Genomic DNA, 15,786 nt, shown 5'->3' on the forward strand with positions numbered 1-15,786 from the left:
CAGTTGAATTCCTGCGCCTCTGCCCCTCATATCGCCGCCAATCACAAGGCGTGGGAGGGTGTCGTCATGCAGACCGTTGATCCGAAGGACCTGGCGGCGTTCGAGGCCGATGCAGACGCCTGGTTCAACGAGAATGTCGTCCGGGATCCGGGCTTCATGCTGCCCCTGACCTTCATGGAAGTCGGCACGGACCAACAGTTCAACTTCCTCCGCGACTGGCAGAACAAGGTCTATGAGGCCGGCTATCTCGGCGCCGCCTGGCCGAAGGAATACGGCGGCGGCGGCCTCGACCAGGCTTTCCAGAATGCGGCCACCCGGGCCATGCGCCGTCACCACGGTCCGATCATGCTCAACGCCATCGGCCTGAACTGGACCGGCCCCCTGCTGCTGAACATGGGCTCGGAAGAGCACAAGAAGGCGCACCTGAAGGGCATTCTCTCGGCCGAGGACATCTGGTGTCAGGGCTTCTCCGAGCCGGGCAACGGGTCGGACCTGGGCAATGCCCAGACGAGGGCGGTGCGGGACGGCGACCACTATGTGGTCAATGGTTCGAAGATCTGGACCACCCTGGGCCGCTACGCCAAGTACATGATCCTTCTGGCCCGGACCGATCCTGACACGCCCAAGAAGTATGACGGCCTCAGCTTCTTCCTGGCGCCCATGAAGATCCCGGGCGTCGAGACCAATCCCATCAAGAAGCTGACCGGCGAACACGGCTTCACCCAGACCTTCTTCACCGACGCCCGCATTCCGGCCACGGGCCTGATGGGGGTCGAGGGCGGCGGCTGGAAGGTCGCCATGCGGACCCTGGAATTCGAACGGGGAACCCGTGGCGGCCAGGCCGGCGGCTATGTGGCCGTGGGCAGCAACGCCTTCGAAGTCCTGGACCTGGCCAAGCGGATGACCCGGTCGGGTAAGCCTGTGCTGGACGATCCCCAGGTGGCCGACCAGATGGTGGAGTTCCTGATGGAGATCCAGGCCCTGTCGCTCAACGGGCAGAGGACCCAGGTTCCCAACCTCGTGGCCGACCATCCCCAGGGCATTCCCCTGGCCTCCAAGCTGATGGGCACGGAAATGTCCCGGCGGCTCAATGAATTCGCCATCCGCCTGACCGGCGCCCGGGGCGCCTATTATGTGGGTGAGGAAGAGGCCGTGGATCGGGGTGTCTGGGCCCGGGCCTATCTCAACTCGTTCTCGGCGACCATCGGCGGTGGCACCTCGCAGATCCAGGCCAATATTGTCGGCGAGCATGTGCTCGGCCTGCCGAAGTCCTGAGGGGAGCCGCAGACATGCAAGATCTCGGACGGATCGGATTTTCCGAAGACCAGGCTGCCCTGCTGGACGTGGCCACGGACTTCTGCCTGCAGCGCTCGCCGGTCTCCACCGTGCGCCGCCTGATCGAGGACGAACTGGGCCATGACCCGGCGGTCTGGAAGGAAATGGGCGAGCTGGGCTGGCTGGGCATAGCCATTCCGGAAGACTTTGGCGGATCAGGCCTGAGCCTCGCCGAAGTGGTCCCGGTGGTGGAGCAGATGGGGCGGCGGCTGATGACCGGCCCCCTGATCTCGGCAACCCTGGCCGCCCAGGCCCTGGCGGTTGGCGGAACCGAGGCCCAGAAGCTGGCGGTTCTGCCCAGGCTCGCCGAAGGCCTTGCGGCTACCATCGCCCTGGCCGAGCCCGACTTTGACTGGGAGGCCGACACCGTGGCCTGTCAGGCCCAGGACGCCGCCGACGGCAAGTTGGCCCTCTCAGGTCAGAAGGTGCTGGTGGCTGACGCCGGCGTGGCCCAGTGGATCATCGCCTCGGTCCGCTACCAGGACGCCCCCGCCCTGGTCCTGATCCCGGCGGCGGCCCTGCCCGCAGGCGCCCTGCGCCGGGAAACCGTCATTGACGAGACCCGCCGGTCCTTCGCCCTGAACCTCGACGGGGTGTCGGTCTCGAAACAAGACTTACTGGATCCCGCCCTGGCCGGGACCACCCTCATGCACCTGCATCTGGCGGCCAACCTGCTGGCGGCGGCGGACATGGTTGGCGGGACCCAGTCCTGCATCGACTATACGGTGGACTACCTGAAAACCCGGGTTCAGTTTGGCAAGCTGATCGGCTCCTATCAGGCCCTGAAGCATCCCACGGTCGACGCCTACTGCAAGTATGAGCAGGCCAGGTCGCACCTCTATGCGGCGGCCCACTGTTTTGGTGAACAGGGGACAGGCGAGATCGCGGTGCGCATGGCCAAGGCGGCCGCCGACGCCGCCTACAGCTTCGCCGCCGACCGGGCCATCCAGTTCCATGGGGGCTTCGGCTTCACCTATGACTGCGACGCCCAGCTCTATCGCCGCCGGGCCATCTGGCACGCAGCCAACTATGGCGACGCCGGCTTCCACAAGGCCAAACTCGCCAGACTCCTCTTCTAGATCTCCGAAGGTAATCCATTCCATGGCCGACGCCGATCGCCCGCAGACCCGCCAGGCCGCCCTGGACATCCTCACCGCGCCGGGACAGCCCTATGAGCTGGAGACCCGCCAGATCGGCGGCTATGGCCGCCGGGTCTTTGCCTCCGCCCCGACCTCCCTGCGCGAACTCTTCGCCCAGACTGTCAGCGATAAGACCTTCCTGGTCTATGAGGATGAGCGACTGACCTTCGCGCAGACGGCGGCGGCGGCGGCGCGGCTGGGTCACGCCCTGGTCCACCGGTTTGGTGTGATCAAGGGCGACCGGGTGGCCATATCCACGCGGAACTTTCCGGAATGGGTGATCGCCTTCCAGGCCGCGACCTCGGTGGGCGCCATCGCCGTGGCCCTCAACGCTCTGTGGCAGGCCGACGAGCTGGAATACGGACTGAAGAACTGCCAGGCCAGGGTCTTCATCGCCGATCAGGAACGCCTGGACAGGCTGGCCCAGTGCGAAGACGCCCCGGACATTCCGGTCATCGCCGTGCGCGCCGAGCGCTTTGGCCCCAGGGCCATTTCCTGGGCCGCCCTGATGGCGGAGACCGGCGAGGTAGCCCTGCCTCAAGTGGATGTCCAACCCGACGACGACGCCATCATCTTCTATACCTCGGGCTCCACTGGCCATCCCAAGGGCGTGATCTCCACCCATCGCAATGTGATTTCAGCCCTGTTCTCCTGGGAGCTGGACTTGCAGGCCGGCGCCCTTGTGGCAGGGCTCGAGCCGGCAGTTCCGGAACATCAACCGGCAACCCTGATGGCTGTGCCCCTGTTCCACGTGACGGGCTGCCATGCCGTCTATCTGCAGTCCTACCGGGCCCAGCGCAAACTGGTCTGCATGTACAAGTGGGATGTGGCCCAGGCCGCCGCCCTGATCGAGCAGGAGAAGATCACCTCGGTGGTGGCGCCGGCCGCCATGACCGGCGACCTGGTGCGCGAGGCCCAGAGGACGGACCGCGACCTTTCCAGCCTGGTGGCCCTTGGCGGCGGCGGCGCCCCCCGGGCGCCGGAACAGGTGCGCCAGATCGCCGCCTTCACCAAGGCCATGCCCAATACGGGCTGGGGCATGACCGAAACCAACGCCATCGGCACGGGCATTGGCGGCGAGGACTATCTCAACCGCCCGGCCAGCTCGGGCCGCTGCTCGGCGGTTCTGGAATTGAAGGTGATCGATGACAATGGCCTGACCCTGCCAGCCGGGGAGCGGGGAGAGCTCCTGGTCCGCGGCGCCAGTGTGTTCCGGGGGTACTGGAACCGCGACGACCTGCGCGACACCACCTTCGAGGACGGCTGGTTCCGGACTGGCGACGTGGCCTATCTGGACGACGAGGGCTTCCTGTTCATCGTCGACCGGATCAAGGACCTGATCATCCGCGGCGGGGAGAACATCGGCTGCGGCACGGTGGAGGCGGCCATGGTCCTGCACCCGGGCATCCACGAAGCGGCGGTCTATGCGGTGCCCGATGAGCGGCTTGGCGAAGAGGTCGGCGCCACCGTATTTGGTGATCCCGGCCTCGATCCCGAAGAGATCCGCAACTTCCTGGGCGCGCACCTCGCACGGTTCGAGGTGCCGAAATACATCCATATCTCGCCAGAGCCCCTGCCGAGGATCGCCTCAGGCAAGATCCTGAAGCGTCAGCTTCGGGATGAAGCCGCCAAGCGCCTGGCCGACAGCTAGACGCTCTTGCGGTAGATGGAGCGCTTGGGGTGGGCCACCACCCGGCGGATCATCGGCTCGAAGGCTGAGAGCGGCATGGACTCATAGGCCGGATCGAAGCTGTTCTGATCGTAAAGGTGACAGAACTGGGCGGTGTATTCGAACCATTCGTGGCCGCGATACTCATCGCGCATGTCGCGATCCAGGCCCAGGTGATGGAAGAAGTAATAGCCCTGGAAGATGCCGTGCTTGTCCATCATCCAGTAGTTCTGCTCGGAGATGTAGGGCTTCATGATCATGGCCCCCAGCTCGGCATGGTTTGACGGGGCCAGAATGTCGCCGACGTCGTGCATCAGGGCGCAGACCACATATTCCTCATCCCGCCCGTCCCTGTGGGCCCGGGTGGCGGTCTGAAGGGAGTGCTCCAGACGGGTCACGGCGAACCCGCCGCTGTCGTCGGCCAGCATGTTCAGGTGGGCGATCAGTCGATCCGGAAAGGCCTGGTGGAAAGGCGCGCCTGCCCGGCCGATGGCGGCCCAGTCCTCTTTCGTGGACTCCACCATGGTGTGGAACTTCGCCTTGTCGAGGATTTCACCGTCAGCCATGTCCGTCTCCCGCAGATTTTCCTGAAGGTGGCCCTGCAATTTCCGGGCTGTCAACTTGGACATCGATGTCAAATTGCCGGGTCGCCGGACTTGGGTTAAGCCCAGAGGCCAGAACGGTCGGAAACAAGCCGTCCACGCACCCGGGGGAGAGACACATGGCGAACGACTTCAACAACCTGTTTTCGGTCAAGGGCAAGACGGCCCTGGTGACCGGCGGCTCCCGGGGCATTGGCGAAATGATCGCTGCGGGCCTGCTGGCTGGGGGCGCCAAGGTCTATATCTCGTCGCGCAAGGCCGATGTCTGCGACGCCACGGCAAAACGCCTCGCCGAAACCTATGGCGGTGAATGCATTTCCCTTCCAGCCGACCTGTCCCAGATGAGCGGCATCGTGTCCCTGGCCGGGCGCCTTTCCGAGGCCGAAGCCAGGCTCGACATACTGGTGAACAATGCCGGCGCCGCCTGGGGCGCGCCCATTGACGAGTTTCCCGAGGTGGGCTGGGACAAGGTCATGGACACCAATGTCAAGGGCGTCTTCTTCCTGACCCAGAAGCTCCTGCCCCTGCTGCGCAAGGCCGGCGCTGCCGGCGAACCGGCCCGGGTGATCAATATCGGCTCCATTGACGGCCTGAAGTCGGCGGCCTTCGACACCTTCTCCTACGGCGCCTCCAAGGCCGCGGTGCACCACCTGACCCGCTTCCTCGCCTCGCACCTGACCAAGGAGCGGATCCTGTGCAACGCCATTGCGCCAGGCCCCTATCCAACCTGGATGTTGTCCACCGGCGTCGGCTTTGGCGGGGACACGGAAAACGCTGACTGGGACCGGATCGGCCAGGGCAATCCCAGTGGCCGGGTCGGGACGCCCCAGGACATTGCCGGCCTGGTCATCTTCCTGTCCTCCCGGGCCGGGGAATATGTGGTGGGACAGACCATAGCCAGCGACGGCGGGGCGGTCGGGACCTCCTGACGTCGCCGGGACCAGGAAGAACACTTTAGGGGGATGGCATGCTGCTGCAGGGACTGAAGGTCGTGGAACTGGCGACCTGGATCGCCGCGCCGGGGTGCGCCGCCATCATGGCGGACTGGGGCGCCGACGTGATCAAGGTTGAGTCCCTGACCGGCGACGCCACCCGGACCTTCTTTCCCGAGAGCGAGGAGAGCCCTGGCAGCCCGATCTTCACCATGGAGAACCGCGGCAAGCGCGGCGTGGCCCTGGACATTGCCTCCGAGGACGGCCGCCAGGCCATGCTGGCCCTGCTGAAGGAGGCTGACGTCTTTGTCACCAATGTCCGGCCAGGCGCCCTGAAGCGGGCCAAGCTCGACTATGAATCCCTCAAACCCCATATGCCCCGGCTGATCTATGCCAGCGTCTCCGGGGTGGGCCTCGAGGGTCCGGACGTTGACCTGCCGGCCTTCGACATCACGGTTTTCTGGACCAAGAGCGGCGTGGGTCGCTCCCACATTCCGCCCGACCAGGAGCCCTTCGCCTGCCGCCCCGGCTTCGGCGATCACGCCACCGCGCTTGCGACACTGTCGTCGGTCCTGGCTGCGGTCCATGAGCGGCATGAGACGGGCCGCGGACGGCTGGTGGAATGCTCCCTGCTGCGCACGGCGGCCTATGCCCTGGGCTGGGACATGGCCACCCATCTGAGGTTCGGCGAAGCGCCGGTCACCCAGTCCCGTGACCAGAGACCCCATCCCATTTCCGGAGTCTATTTCCGCACCTCTGACGACCGCTGGCTGTGCTTTGTCCTGAAAGGCCCCGGCTGCTTCCCCAATCTGATGACCGTGCTGGGTCATCCCGAGGTGGTGACCAATCCCCGCTACGCCCTGCCAGCCACCGACCTGGAGATCGTCCGGGAAATCCGGGCCTATGCCGAGGACGCCTTTGCGAAAATGACCCTGGCGGAAGCGGCGAAGATCCTCACCGAGGCGGATCTTGCCTGGGCGCCCCTGCAGACCCTGACCGAGGCCATCACCATGCCCCAGTTCGAAGCCACCGGCTGCCGGGTCGAGGTGGACAATGGCTGGGGCGGTCGGATGTCCACAGTGGCGGCGCCGGCCCGTTTCCCGGAAGGGGCGCCAGAAGTCACGAGGGGCGCTCCCAAACTCGGCGAACACACCCGGGAAGTCCTCGAGGAAGTCGGTCTGTCCCCCGAGCTGGTGGCCAAGGTCATGGCGCGCCTCGGTGGATAACTCATCCTCAGACCAGATAGCGGTCCCGCAGGGCTCCCACAGCCGCAGCGTCGACCCCGAGGTCGGCGAGATAGGCCTCAAGGCTTCCGCACTCCCGGGCAATGGCCTGCAGGGCCGCGTCCAGATACTTGCCGTCCACCCCGAGGAACAGGCGCACGGCCGTGTCCGAGGGAACCTTGCCGAGGCTTTGCGCCAGGGCCTGGGCCACCATGGGGGCGCGGGCCTCGACCCGGGCTGCGGAATTGGTCAGCAGGAAATCGGCTATGGCGTCGTCCCTGTGGACACCCAGCGCCTGGTGGGTGAGGGCCGACAGCAGGCCGGTGCGGTCCTTGCCGGCTGTGCAGTGGATCAGGACTGTAGCGTCGGCTTCCAGCAGGGCCTCGAAATACCGGCGGAACAGGATGGGATGCCGGGGCTCGAACGGCGCCTTGGCGTAATAGTCCAGGAAGAAGGCGTCGACGCTGTCGGGCGTCAGGTCCGTGTCCCGCAGGAAGGCCACATGGGGCGCTTCGGCCCGGTCGCCGAGGTCGCATTCAATGATCTGGCCAGTGAACCCGTCAGGTCGCCTGGAAGGCTCTGAGTCCCGCTCCCTGGGGCGGCGCAGATCGACGACCGTCGTGAGGGCGAGGCTGTCAATGGCGTCCACATCCGCCGTCGTCGCCTTCCCCTGGTGAGCGGAACGCCAGAACCGCCCGCGCCGCATGTGGCGGCCATCCGCCGCGACATAGCCGCCAAAGTCCCGGAAGTTTTCCACGCCCTCCAGGGGCAGGATCCTGTCGGTCGGGGTCATGGGGGCTCCGGTCGAAGACAAGGAAAAGGCTCCGGACCATGAGATCCGGAGCCTTCAAGCTGTTATCGCCTTCGAGGCCTGAAGAACAGGCGTCCCGGCTCTAGTATTGACGGGATTCCGTCTTGCCCGGCCAGGTCAGGTAGCCATCCCGGTCACGACCGGCGGCCGGCGTTCCGGTGCAGCGGCAGTCGGCGCCCTGAGCCTGATAACCCTGGGCCTGATAACCATGAGCCTGGTAACCCTGGGTCTGGTGGCCCTGGCCCTGGTACCCGCCGCCGGATTGATATCCATAGCCGCTCTGGTGATAGGCGTAACCCTCGCGCCGGGCGCCGGAATAGGCCCTCTGCTCCTGGCGATAGAGGCCGCGATAGACCACCGGCGGGCCAGCGGAATGCTCGTAACGGTTATAGACCTGACGCCCATAGGCCGAGGAGGTGCGGTCGATTTCACGGTCCACATAGACTTCCGCCCGGCGGGGCTGCTCGTAGATCACCTGGGGCTGCGGCTGGTAGACCGGGCGATCCACGGTCACATAGCGCGTGTCGCGGATATAGTAGTTCTTGCGAACAACGACGACCTTGCGCGCCTTGGCTGTCTGGGTGCGATGGACAGCGCGGCGGGTATAGGTGTGCCGATGGTTTGCGGCCGCATAGGCGGTGTTGACCCGCGACGTGCTGTTGGTCGCCGCGGTTGAGGCGAAGCGATCATCGGCTGTGGTGGCGGCCGTGTTTGCGCCCGCCCCCGTCATGGCCTGACCGGCGTCGCCAGTGGCGACGGCGACCTTGTCGCCCTCGGGCGCCATGGCGGCTGGCGCCGCGCCCGGAGCCGGCGCGCAGGCCGGCAGGGGGTTGGGGGTGCAGGCGGCGCCTGAGGCGGTCGTCGGGACCGGCTTTGCGCCCGTCAATGCGGCAACCTTGGCGGAGTCGCAGGCTGCGAGGCCCAGAAGGGCGATGAGGGGCAGAAGGGGCGTAAGTCGCATGGCGGTTCTCTGAATTCCGGTTTGGCCGGACCATGGACATCAAGTTTCGATTGCGCTGTTAGTTTCACCTCGGGCGCGAAGATGGACCGGGCAACAGGTACCGCATTTGGCGAATTCGGGGGATTTCGCGTCCGAAAGCCGGTTCCCACCCCATGGAACCTGCTCTAGCTTCCCGCCCGCAGCAGGCGTGAGGGCGGAAGATGGCGATTTCAGCAGTGATCTGGGATTTCGGCGGGGTATTCACCTCATCGCCCTTTGAGGCCTTCACCCGGTATGAAGTCGCCAATGGCCTGCCAAAGGACCTGATCCGCACCATCAATTCCACAAACCCTGACAGCAATGCCTGGGCCCTGTTCGAGCGGAATGAAATCGACACCGAGGGCTTCGACAAGCTGTTCCTGGCCGAATCCACCGCCCTTGGTCATCCGGTTCCCGGCAGGGAGATCCTGCCCCTCTTGTCCGGACAGCTCCGGCCCCGCATGGTCGCCGCCCTGAAGTCCTGCAAGGAACATTTCAAGGTCGGCTGCATTACCAACAACATGGTGTCGCATCATTCCCCTGGCCGGGACGCCCCGGCGGCGGGCGCCATGGGTCAGGTCATGCCCCTGTTCGACCACATCATCGAAAGCTCCAAGGCGGGCGTCCGCAAGCCGGATCCCCGGATCTATCTGATGATGTGCGAGGCCCTGGGCGTGGCGCCCGGCGACTGCGTCTATCTCGATGACCTGGGCATCAACTGCAAGCCGGCCGCCGTGCTGGGCATGAGGGCGATCAAGGTGGTGGATGTTGACCAGACCCTGGCTGATCTGGCGGCTGCGACGGGCCTCACCTTCAGCGCGGCTGACGCCTGATGGCGCGTCCCACCGCGATCGGCGCCATAGACGCCCTGGAAAAGCTGCCCGACTGGTCCGACACCCCGGGCGATCGCGACGAGATTACCCGGACCTTCCAGTTCGCAGACTTCAATCAGGCCTTCGCCTTCATGACCCGGGTCGCCCTGAAGGCCGAGGTTTTGGATCACCACCCGGAATGGCGGAATGTCTACAACCGTGTGGAGGTCGTGCTGACCACCCATGACGCGGGCGGGGTCACCAGTCTGGATGTGGACATGGCCCGGTTCATGGACGCTGCGGCCAGGGAGCTGGGCGCGGCTAGTTGACCATGATGGAGCCGAGGAGAAGCCGCACGCCAGGCGCGCCGACCACCACATCGGTCTGCCTTTGCAGTTCGCGGGAGATATAGTCCGCATCCGGCACCCTGGTCGGCGACAGGTTTGCGGCGTAGATCTGGATGGACTGGACATAGGCGGCCTGCAGACGCGGAGTCAGGCGGGACGCCTTTTCGTAGAGCTTGGGGTCGGGAATATCTATGCCGGTCTCGATCGCCAGGACGCTGCGCCGACCACTGCTGCGCATGATGGAGGCGGTCACCAGGCCAACCGTCAGATAGCTGCCGTCGGGCTTTTTCTTGCCCTTCTCGCCTTCGCCGCCCTCGGCTTTCTTGCCAGAGGCCAGGGCGGGACGTGAAGCCGCCGCAAAGGCCAGGCCGGAAAGGGTCAGGAGCTGGGTGAATTTGCGACGATCCATGGGACCAGAGGCCCATATTATGGTTAGCAGTCTCTTTACGTCGGCGGCGCGAAAATCCTGTAGAGATTCGCAGTACCTAGTCCGGAGACTTCCGTGGGCCGATTCGCACCTACCTCCCTCAACCTTGACGGCAAGGTCATTCTTGTCACCGGCGGGACGGGATCCTTCGGCCGACGGTTCGTTGAAACAGTCCTGTGCCGATACAAGCCCCGGAAACTCATCGTCTTTTCCCGGGATGAACTGAAGCAGAGCGAAATGCAGGCCGACCTGGCCGAGCGCTTTGACCCCGCCGACCTGGTCTGCATGCGCTTCTTCCTGGGAGATGTCCGGGACCGCGAACGGCTCACCATCGCCTTCCGGGGGGTCGACATTGTCATCCACGCCGCGGCCCTGAAGCAGGTGCCAGCGGCCGAATACAATCCCTCGGAGTGCATTCACACCAATGTGCTCGGTGCTGAAAACGTGGTCTGGGCCAGCCTGACCAACCAGGTGAAGCAGGTCATCGCCCTCTCAACGGACAAGGCCTGCAACCCGGCCAACCTCTATGGCGCCACCAAGCTGGCCTCGGACAAGACCTTCGTGGCCGCCAACAACCTGTCCGGCGACATCGGCGCACGGTTCTCTGTGGTGCGGTACGGCAATGTGGTCGGCTCCCGCGGTTCCGTGGCGCCTCTGTTCCAGCGTCTGATCGCCAAGGGCGTGACGGAGCTGCCCATTACCGATGTCCGCATGACCCGGTTCTGGATCACCCTGACCCAGGGGGTGGACTTCGTGCTGTCATCCCTTTCCCTGATGCGCGGTGGGGAGATCTTCGTGCCGAAGATTCCCTCCATGAAGATGACAGATCTGGCCCACGCCATGGCGCCCGACCTGCCCGTCAAGGTCATTGGCATCCGCCCCGGCGAGAAGCTGCATGAAATGATGATCTCGGTGGACGACGCCCGCACTACGGCCGACCTTGGCGATCGCTACGCCATTGAGCCGGCCTTCGCCGAATACACCCGCTCGCCCTTCGCCCGGGAGTTCCCGACGGCGCCGGACGGCTTCTCCTATGGCAGCGACACCAATACCGAATGGCTGTCTGGTCAGGACCTGATCAACCTGCTGGACGACACCCCGCCGGTAAATCCCCGCCGCCGCCTGACGGATTGAGTTTGTGAGCGCCTTCCTCGCCTATGGTCGCCAGACCATCGAAGATGACGATATTGCCGCGGTCGCAGAGGCGCTGAAGTCTGATTTCCTGACCACGGGGCCAAGGGTCGACGCCTTTGAGGATGCCTTCGCCCAGGCCGTCGGCGCCCGGCATGCCGTCGCCTGCTCCAACGGCACAGCGGCCCTGCACCTGGCCATGATGGCCCTGGACGTCCAGCCGGGGGAGGTGGTGATCTGCCCCAGCATCACCTTCCTGGCCACCGCCAACTGCGCCCGCTATGTGGGCGCCGAGGTGATTTTCGCCGATGTGGATCCCGCCACGGGCCTGATGACCCCGGAAACCCTTGAGGCTGCCCTGAAACAGGTCGGCGCCCGGAAGCTGCGGGCGGTCCTGCCGGTCCACCTGCGGGGCGATGTCGCCGAACTTGACCGATTGCAGGCCCTGGCCGCCGCCGCCGGCGCGGTTCTGGTTGAGGACGCCCCCCATGCCCTGGGCTCGGAGGCCGTGTTCGGGAACCAGAAGGAGACCGTGGGGGACTGCCGCCATTCCGCCATGGCCACCTTCTCCTTCCATCCGGTCAAGACCATCGCCACCGGCGAGGGCGGCATGGTCACCACCAACGACCCGGACCTGGCGGCCCGCCTGAAGACCTTCCGCAGCCACGGCATGGTCCGCCCCGAGGGCGGCGAGCCCTGGTGGTATGAAATGCCGGAGCCGGGCTTCAACTACCGCCTCCCCGACATTCTCTGCGCCCTGGGCCAGTCCCAGCTGAAGAAGCTGCCGCGCTTCGCCGCCCAGCGTCGGGCCCTGGCGGCACACTATGACAGGGCGCTGGCTGACCTGGCCCCGGTGGTGAAGATCGCGGCCCGCCCCGACTGGAGCCAGCCGGTTCTGCACCTGCTGGTGACCCTGATCGATTTCGACGCCGTCGGTCTGACCCGCCGACAGGTGGTGGATGGCCTGAAGGCCAGGGGCGTCGGGACCCAGGTCCACTATATTCCGGTCCATACCCAGCCTTACTACCGGGCCCGCTATGGCCAGCTCGACCTGCCGGGCGCGCAGGCCTGGTACAGGTCCTGCCTGACCCTGCCCCTCTATCCCGGCATGACCCTTGAGGACGTGGAACACGTGGCGGCGAGTCTTCGGGACGTCCTGCAAGGCCAGGCCTGATTCTCCCGAAGTTCTATCTTTGTTCTTGATTTAGGCGGCCTGCTATGGTCGGGTTGTGGATTGATGAGGCTCAATCCAGAGGATGCTCATGGCGGCGCGGGTCATGACGGTGGCGTTTCAGGGGGTCGAGGCCCGACCGGTGGATGTCGAGGTCCAGCTGACCAGCGGCGAATTCGCCTTTGTGGTGGTGGGCCTGGGAGACAAGGCCGTGGGCGAGAGCCGGGAGCGGGTCCGGGCCGCCTTCGCAGGTCTGGGCCTGGCCCTGCCCGGTCGGCGCATCATCTGCAATCTCGCGCCCGCCGATCTCCCCAAGGAAGGAAGCCACTATGACCTGCCTATCGCCCTGGCGGTCATGGCGGCCATGGGGGTCATTCCCCCCGACGCCCTCAGCGGCTGGGCGGCCATGGGCGAGCTGTCCCTGGACGGCCGGATCGTCGCTGCGGTCGGCGCCCTGCCGGCGGCGGTGGCGGCCGGCGCCTTGGATCTGGGACTGATCTGTCCGGCGGCCTGCGGGGCCGAAGCCGCCTGGGCGGGGGAAACCCGCATACTGGCCGCGCCCTCGCTGATTTCCCTGGTCAATCATTTCCGGGGGACCCAGATCCTCTCGCCCCCAGCCCCCGGCCAGGTTCTTGAGGGGCCTCCCACCGCTGACCTGAAGGACGTCAAGGGCCAGGAAAACGCCAAACGGGCCCTCGAAGTCGCCGCTGCCGGCGGACACAACCTGCTGTTCATTGGTCCGCCGGGGTCGGGCAAGTCGATGATGGCTGCGCGCCTTCCCGGCCTTCTGCCGCCCCTGTCTCCGTCCGAGCTGCTGGAAACCTCCATGGTCCACTCCGTGGCGGGGTTGATCGCCCGCGGTGAACTGACCCGGGCGAGGCCCTTCCGGGCGCCCCACCACTCGGCCACCATGGCGGCCCTGACCGGTGGCGGTCACAGGGTCAAGCCGGGGGAGGTGTCCCTGGCGCACAATGGCGTGCTCTTCCTCGATGAGCTCCCGGAATTCAGCGCCCAGGCCCTGGATTCCCTGCGTCAGCCCCTGGAGACGGGAGAGGTGACGGTGGCACGGGCCAATGCCCATGTGCGATATCCGGCCCGGTTCCAGCTGATTGCGGCGGAGAACCCCTGCAAGTGCGGTCATGGCGGCGCCGGCCGGGGCGCCTGCGGCCGGGCGCCCCGATGTCAGCTGGACTATCAGGCCAAGGTCTCCGGCCCCTTCATGGACCGCATAGACCTGCAGATCGAGGTTCCCGCCGTGACGGCGGCTGACCTGTCCCTGCCGCCCCCCGCCGAAGGCACGGCTGAGGCTGCGAAGCGGGTGGCTGTGGCCCGGGATCTTCAGGCCGATCGGGCCCGCGCCTCGCAGAGGGAGGACGCCGAGCCCCTTAACGCCCGGGCCCAGGGGAGCTGGCTGGAGGCCATTGCGGAACTGGACGCCGACGCCCGGGCCCTGCTCAGCCGGGCCGCTGAGGCCGGGGGCCTGACAGCCCGGGGCTGGACGCGCACCCTGCGCCTTGCCCGCACCGTCGCCGATCTTGAGGGTGGCGGACCCATCCGGCGGGTCCACGTGGCCGAGGCCCTGATCTATCGCCGGGCGGGCGCCCAGGCGCTGATGCGCCAGACGGTTTGACCCGTCGTTAAGTCCCCCCTGCTAGCCTCGGGTCATGGACAAGACCCAGATTGTGGCCAATCGCGTGGGCGCCGAGGAACTGGCGGCCCTCAGTCACGAATTCAGGACCCCCCTGAATGGCGTCCTGGGCATGGCCCGCCTGCTGGAAGGCACGGGGCTAACCGGCGAGCAGAAGACCTATGTGACCGCCCTCCGGGACTCCGGCGAGCACCTCCTGGCCCTGGTCAATGACTTGCTGGACTTCGCCAAGCTGGGCGCCTCCAAGGTCGAGCTGCATCCCACCCGTTTCGAGGTCGAGGACCTGCTTCGGGCCGTGACGGAATTGCTGGCGCCGAGGGCCCAGGAAAAGGGCCTCGACATAGCCTGGGCGGCGCCGGAGGGAATCGGAGCCATACTGGCCGACGAGGGACGGCTACGGCAGATCCTGCTGAACTTCGCCGGAAACGCCATCAAGTTCGCCAGGGCTGGCGGCGTCCTGATCTCGGTCAGCCTCGAAGGGCCAGAGACCCTCAGATTCAGCATTATCGACACCGGTCCAGGGGTTCCCCAGGCCGACCGGGCCCGGATTTTCGAGGCCTTCACCCAGTCCAACCCCAATTATGACGGCGTCCAGCTGGGCGGCGCGGGGCTTGGTCTGGCCATTGCCCGCACCCTGGCGGACGTCATGGGCGGCGAAGTCGGAGTCGGCGACGCCCCGGGCGGCGGGGCTGAATTCTGGTTCTCCGGCCGGTTCCAGAGATGGGAAGGGTTGGCGGACTCCTCCCTCGCCGGCAGGATTGTCGGCGTGGTTTCGGACAATCCCATCGTCCTAGAAGCCGCAGTCCGCCAGATCAGGGCCTGCAGCGGCCAGGCCCTCACCGCCGCCAGGCCTGAGGACCTGGATCCTGCAGCCCAGGTCCTGCTCATCGATCACAGCCTTGAACCCCAGGGCCCCCCGGACAAGCGCCCGGCCCTGATCCTCCTGCCGCCGGAAGGCCGGGGGCGGATTGACGACTATCGCGGGGCGGGCTTCGCCGGCTATCTGATCAAGCCCCTCCGTCGCGCCTCCCTTGCCGAGCGGGTCCTGGCCGCCCTTGGGGCCGATCCCCGCCGGGGCGCCGCCGTCGTCGAGGACGAGCGCGTGGCCGCCGCGGTCGCCCAGGGAACCCGGGTCCTGCTGGTGGAGGACAACGCCATCAACGCCCTGCTGGCCCGAACCCTTCTGACCCGCGAAGGCTGTCTGGTGGACGTGGCGGGCGGTGGACAGGAGGCCCTGGCCGCCCTGGCCGTGGGCGCCTATGACCTGGTGCTCATGGACATGCGCATGCCCGATCTGTCGGGGGTCGAGACGACCCGCCGGCTCCGGGACGGCGGAGACCGGACCCCGATTGTCGCCCTGACGGCCAACGCCTTCGAGGATGATCGGCGTGCCTGCCTTGAAGTCGGGATGAATGACTTCCTGGTCAAACCCCTGGCGGCCGACGCCCTGCGGCGGGTCCTGACCCAGCTGGTCCGAGGCGGCTGGACGGAGGCCCCGGCGCGGGCCAAGCTGCCCTGAGGCCAAGGGGTGAGCTTTTCCTGGCCAGGTTCAGCCAAGGA

General features: G+C 66.3%; 15 protein-coding genes. 11 read left to right on the top strand and 4 right to left on the bottom strand.

Annotation, left to right across the window (positions count from 1 at the left end; all coding sequences use genetic code 11):
• The first annotated feature begins 66 nt into the window (after positions 1–66).
• Genes CFE28_01460 through CFE28_01470 form a run of 3 tightly spaced genes read left to right on the top strand, consistent with a single transcriptional unit; the run spans position 67 to position 4,125 of the window.
• Complete coding sequence (locus tag CFE28_01460; protein OYU71497.1) at positions 67–1,275, top strand: acyl-CoA dehydrogenase; 1,209 nt, start codon at positions 67–69, stop codon at positions 1,273–1,275.
• Between the two features lie 14 nt (positions 1,276–1,289).
• Positions 1,290–2,414, top strand: coding sequence for an acyl-CoA dehydrogenase (locus tag CFE28_01465; protein ID OYU68779.1), 1,125 nt, complete (start codon positions 1,290–1,292; stop codon positions 2,412–2,414).
• Between the two features lie 22 nt (positions 2,415–2,436).
• The gene (locus CFE28_01470; protein ID OYU68780.1) at positions 2,437–4,125 is read left to right on the top strand and encodes a fatty acid--CoA ligase; all 1,689 of its coding nucleotides are present in this window, start codon (positions 2,437–2,439) and stop codon (positions 4,123–4,125) included.
• On the opposite strand, the gene CFE28_01475 is transcribed toward CFE28_01470, so the two are convergent.
• Positions 4,122–4,709 carry a phosphohydrolase gene (locus CFE28_01475; protein ID OYU71498.1) on the bottom strand — a complete coding sequence of 196 codons (588 nt, stop codon included), beginning with the start codon at positions 4,707–4,709 and terminating at the stop codon, positions 4,122–4,124. The genes CFE28_01470 and CFE28_01475 overlap by 4 nt on opposite strands.
• Before the next feature lie 155 nt (positions 4,710–4,864).
• Between CFE28_01475 and CFE28_01480 the strand changes: the two genes are divergently transcribed.
• Together CFE28_01480 and CFE28_01485 are read left to right on the top strand one after the other, a co-directional pair.
• Entirely contained in the window at positions 4,865–5,674 is an 810-nt protein-coding gene (locus CFE28_01480; GenBank protein OYU68781.1) for a 3-oxoacyl-ACP reductase, read from the top strand.
• Positions 5,675–5,715: 41 nt separating this feature from the next.
• Positions 5,716–6,903 carry a CoA transferase gene (locus tag CFE28_01485; protein OYU71499.1) on the top strand — a complete coding sequence of 396 codons (1,188 nt, stop codon included), beginning with the start codon at positions 5,716–5,718 and terminating at the stop codon, positions 6,901–6,903.
• A gap of 7 nt (positions 6,904–6,910) precedes the next feature.
• Here CFE28_01485 and CFE28_01490 read toward each other — a convergent pair whose 3' ends face one another.
• Positions 6,911–7,693 (bottom strand): protein tyrosine phosphatase, encoded by a 783-nt coding sequence (locus CFE28_01490; protein OYU68782.1) that lies wholly within the window; start codon positions 7,691–7,693, stop codon positions 6,911–6,913.
• A gap of 100 nt (positions 7,694–7,793) precedes the next feature.
• Positions 7,794–8,672 carry a hypothetical protein gene (locus CFE28_01495; protein ID OYU68783.1) on the bottom strand — a complete coding sequence of 293 codons (879 nt, stop codon included), beginning with the start codon at positions 8,670–8,672 and terminating at the stop codon, positions 7,794–7,796.
• 200 nt (positions 8,673–8,872) lie between these two features.
• Here CFE28_01495 and CFE28_01500 point away from each other — a divergent pair, with 200 nt between their 5' ends.
• The gene (locus CFE28_01500) at positions 8,873–9,523 is read left to right on the top strand and encodes an HAD family hydrolase (protein OYU68784.1); all 651 of its coding nucleotides are present in this window, start codon (positions 8,873–8,875) and stop codon (positions 9,521–9,523) included.
• A complete protein-coding gene (locus CFE28_01505) occupies positions 9,523–9,831 on the top strand; it encodes a 4a-hydroxytetrahydrobiopterin dehydratase (GenBank protein OYU68785.1) in 309 nt (102 codons plus the stop codon). Before CFE28_01500 ends, CFE28_01505 begins: the two co-directional genes overlap by 1 nt.
• Here the strand turns inward: CFE28_01505 and CFE28_01510 are convergent.
• On the bottom strand, positions 9,824–10,258 hold the full coding sequence (locus CFE28_01510; GenBank protein ID OYU68786.1) for a hypothetical protein: 435 nt from the start codon (positions 10,256–10,258) through the stop codon (positions 9,824–9,826). The two genes, CFE28_01505 and CFE28_01510, sit on opposite strands and share 8 nt — an antisense overlap.
• A 93-nt stretch (positions 10,259–10,351) precedes the next feature.
• On the opposite strand from CFE28_01510, the gene pseB reads away from it, so the two are divergent.
• The 4 genes from pseB to CFE28_01530 all read left to right on the top strand — a co-directional run bounded on the left by pseB (position 10,352) and on the right by CFE28_01530 (position 15,745).
• Positions 10,352–11,410 (top strand): UDP-N-acetylglucosamine 4,6-dehydratase (inverting), encoded by a 1,059-nt coding sequence (pseB, locus tag CFE28_01515; GenBank protein ID OYU68787.1) that lies wholly within the window; start codon positions 10,352–10,354, stop codon positions 11,408–11,410.
• A 4-nt stretch (positions 11,411–11,414) separates the two neighbouring features.
• Positions 11,415–12,581, top strand: a complete 1,167-nt coding sequence (pseC, locus tag CFE28_01520; GenBank protein OYU68788.1) for a UDP-4-amino-4,6-dideoxy-N-acetyl-beta-L-altrosamine transaminase — start codon at positions 11,415–11,417, stop codon at positions 12,579–12,581.
• An 88-nt stretch (positions 12,582–12,669) separates the two neighbouring features.
• The gene (locus CFE28_01525) at positions 12,670–14,208 is read left to right on the top strand and encodes an AAA family ATPase (protein OYU71500.1); all 1,539 of its coding nucleotides are present in this window, start codon (positions 12,670–12,672) and stop codon (positions 14,206–14,208) included.
• A gap of 34 nt (positions 14,209–14,242) precedes the next feature.
• On the top strand, positions 14,243–15,745 hold the full coding sequence (locus CFE28_01530; protein OYU68789.1) for a hybrid sensor histidine kinase/response regulator: 1,503 nt from the start codon (positions 14,243–14,245) through the stop codon (positions 15,743–15,745).
• Positions 15,746–15,786 lie beyond the last annotated feature (41 nt).

Source organism: Alphaproteobacteria bacterium PA2, from assembly GCA_002256425.1.
Lineage (GTDB): Bacteria > Pseudomonadota > Alphaproteobacteria > Caulobacterales > Caulobacteraceae > Phenylobacterium.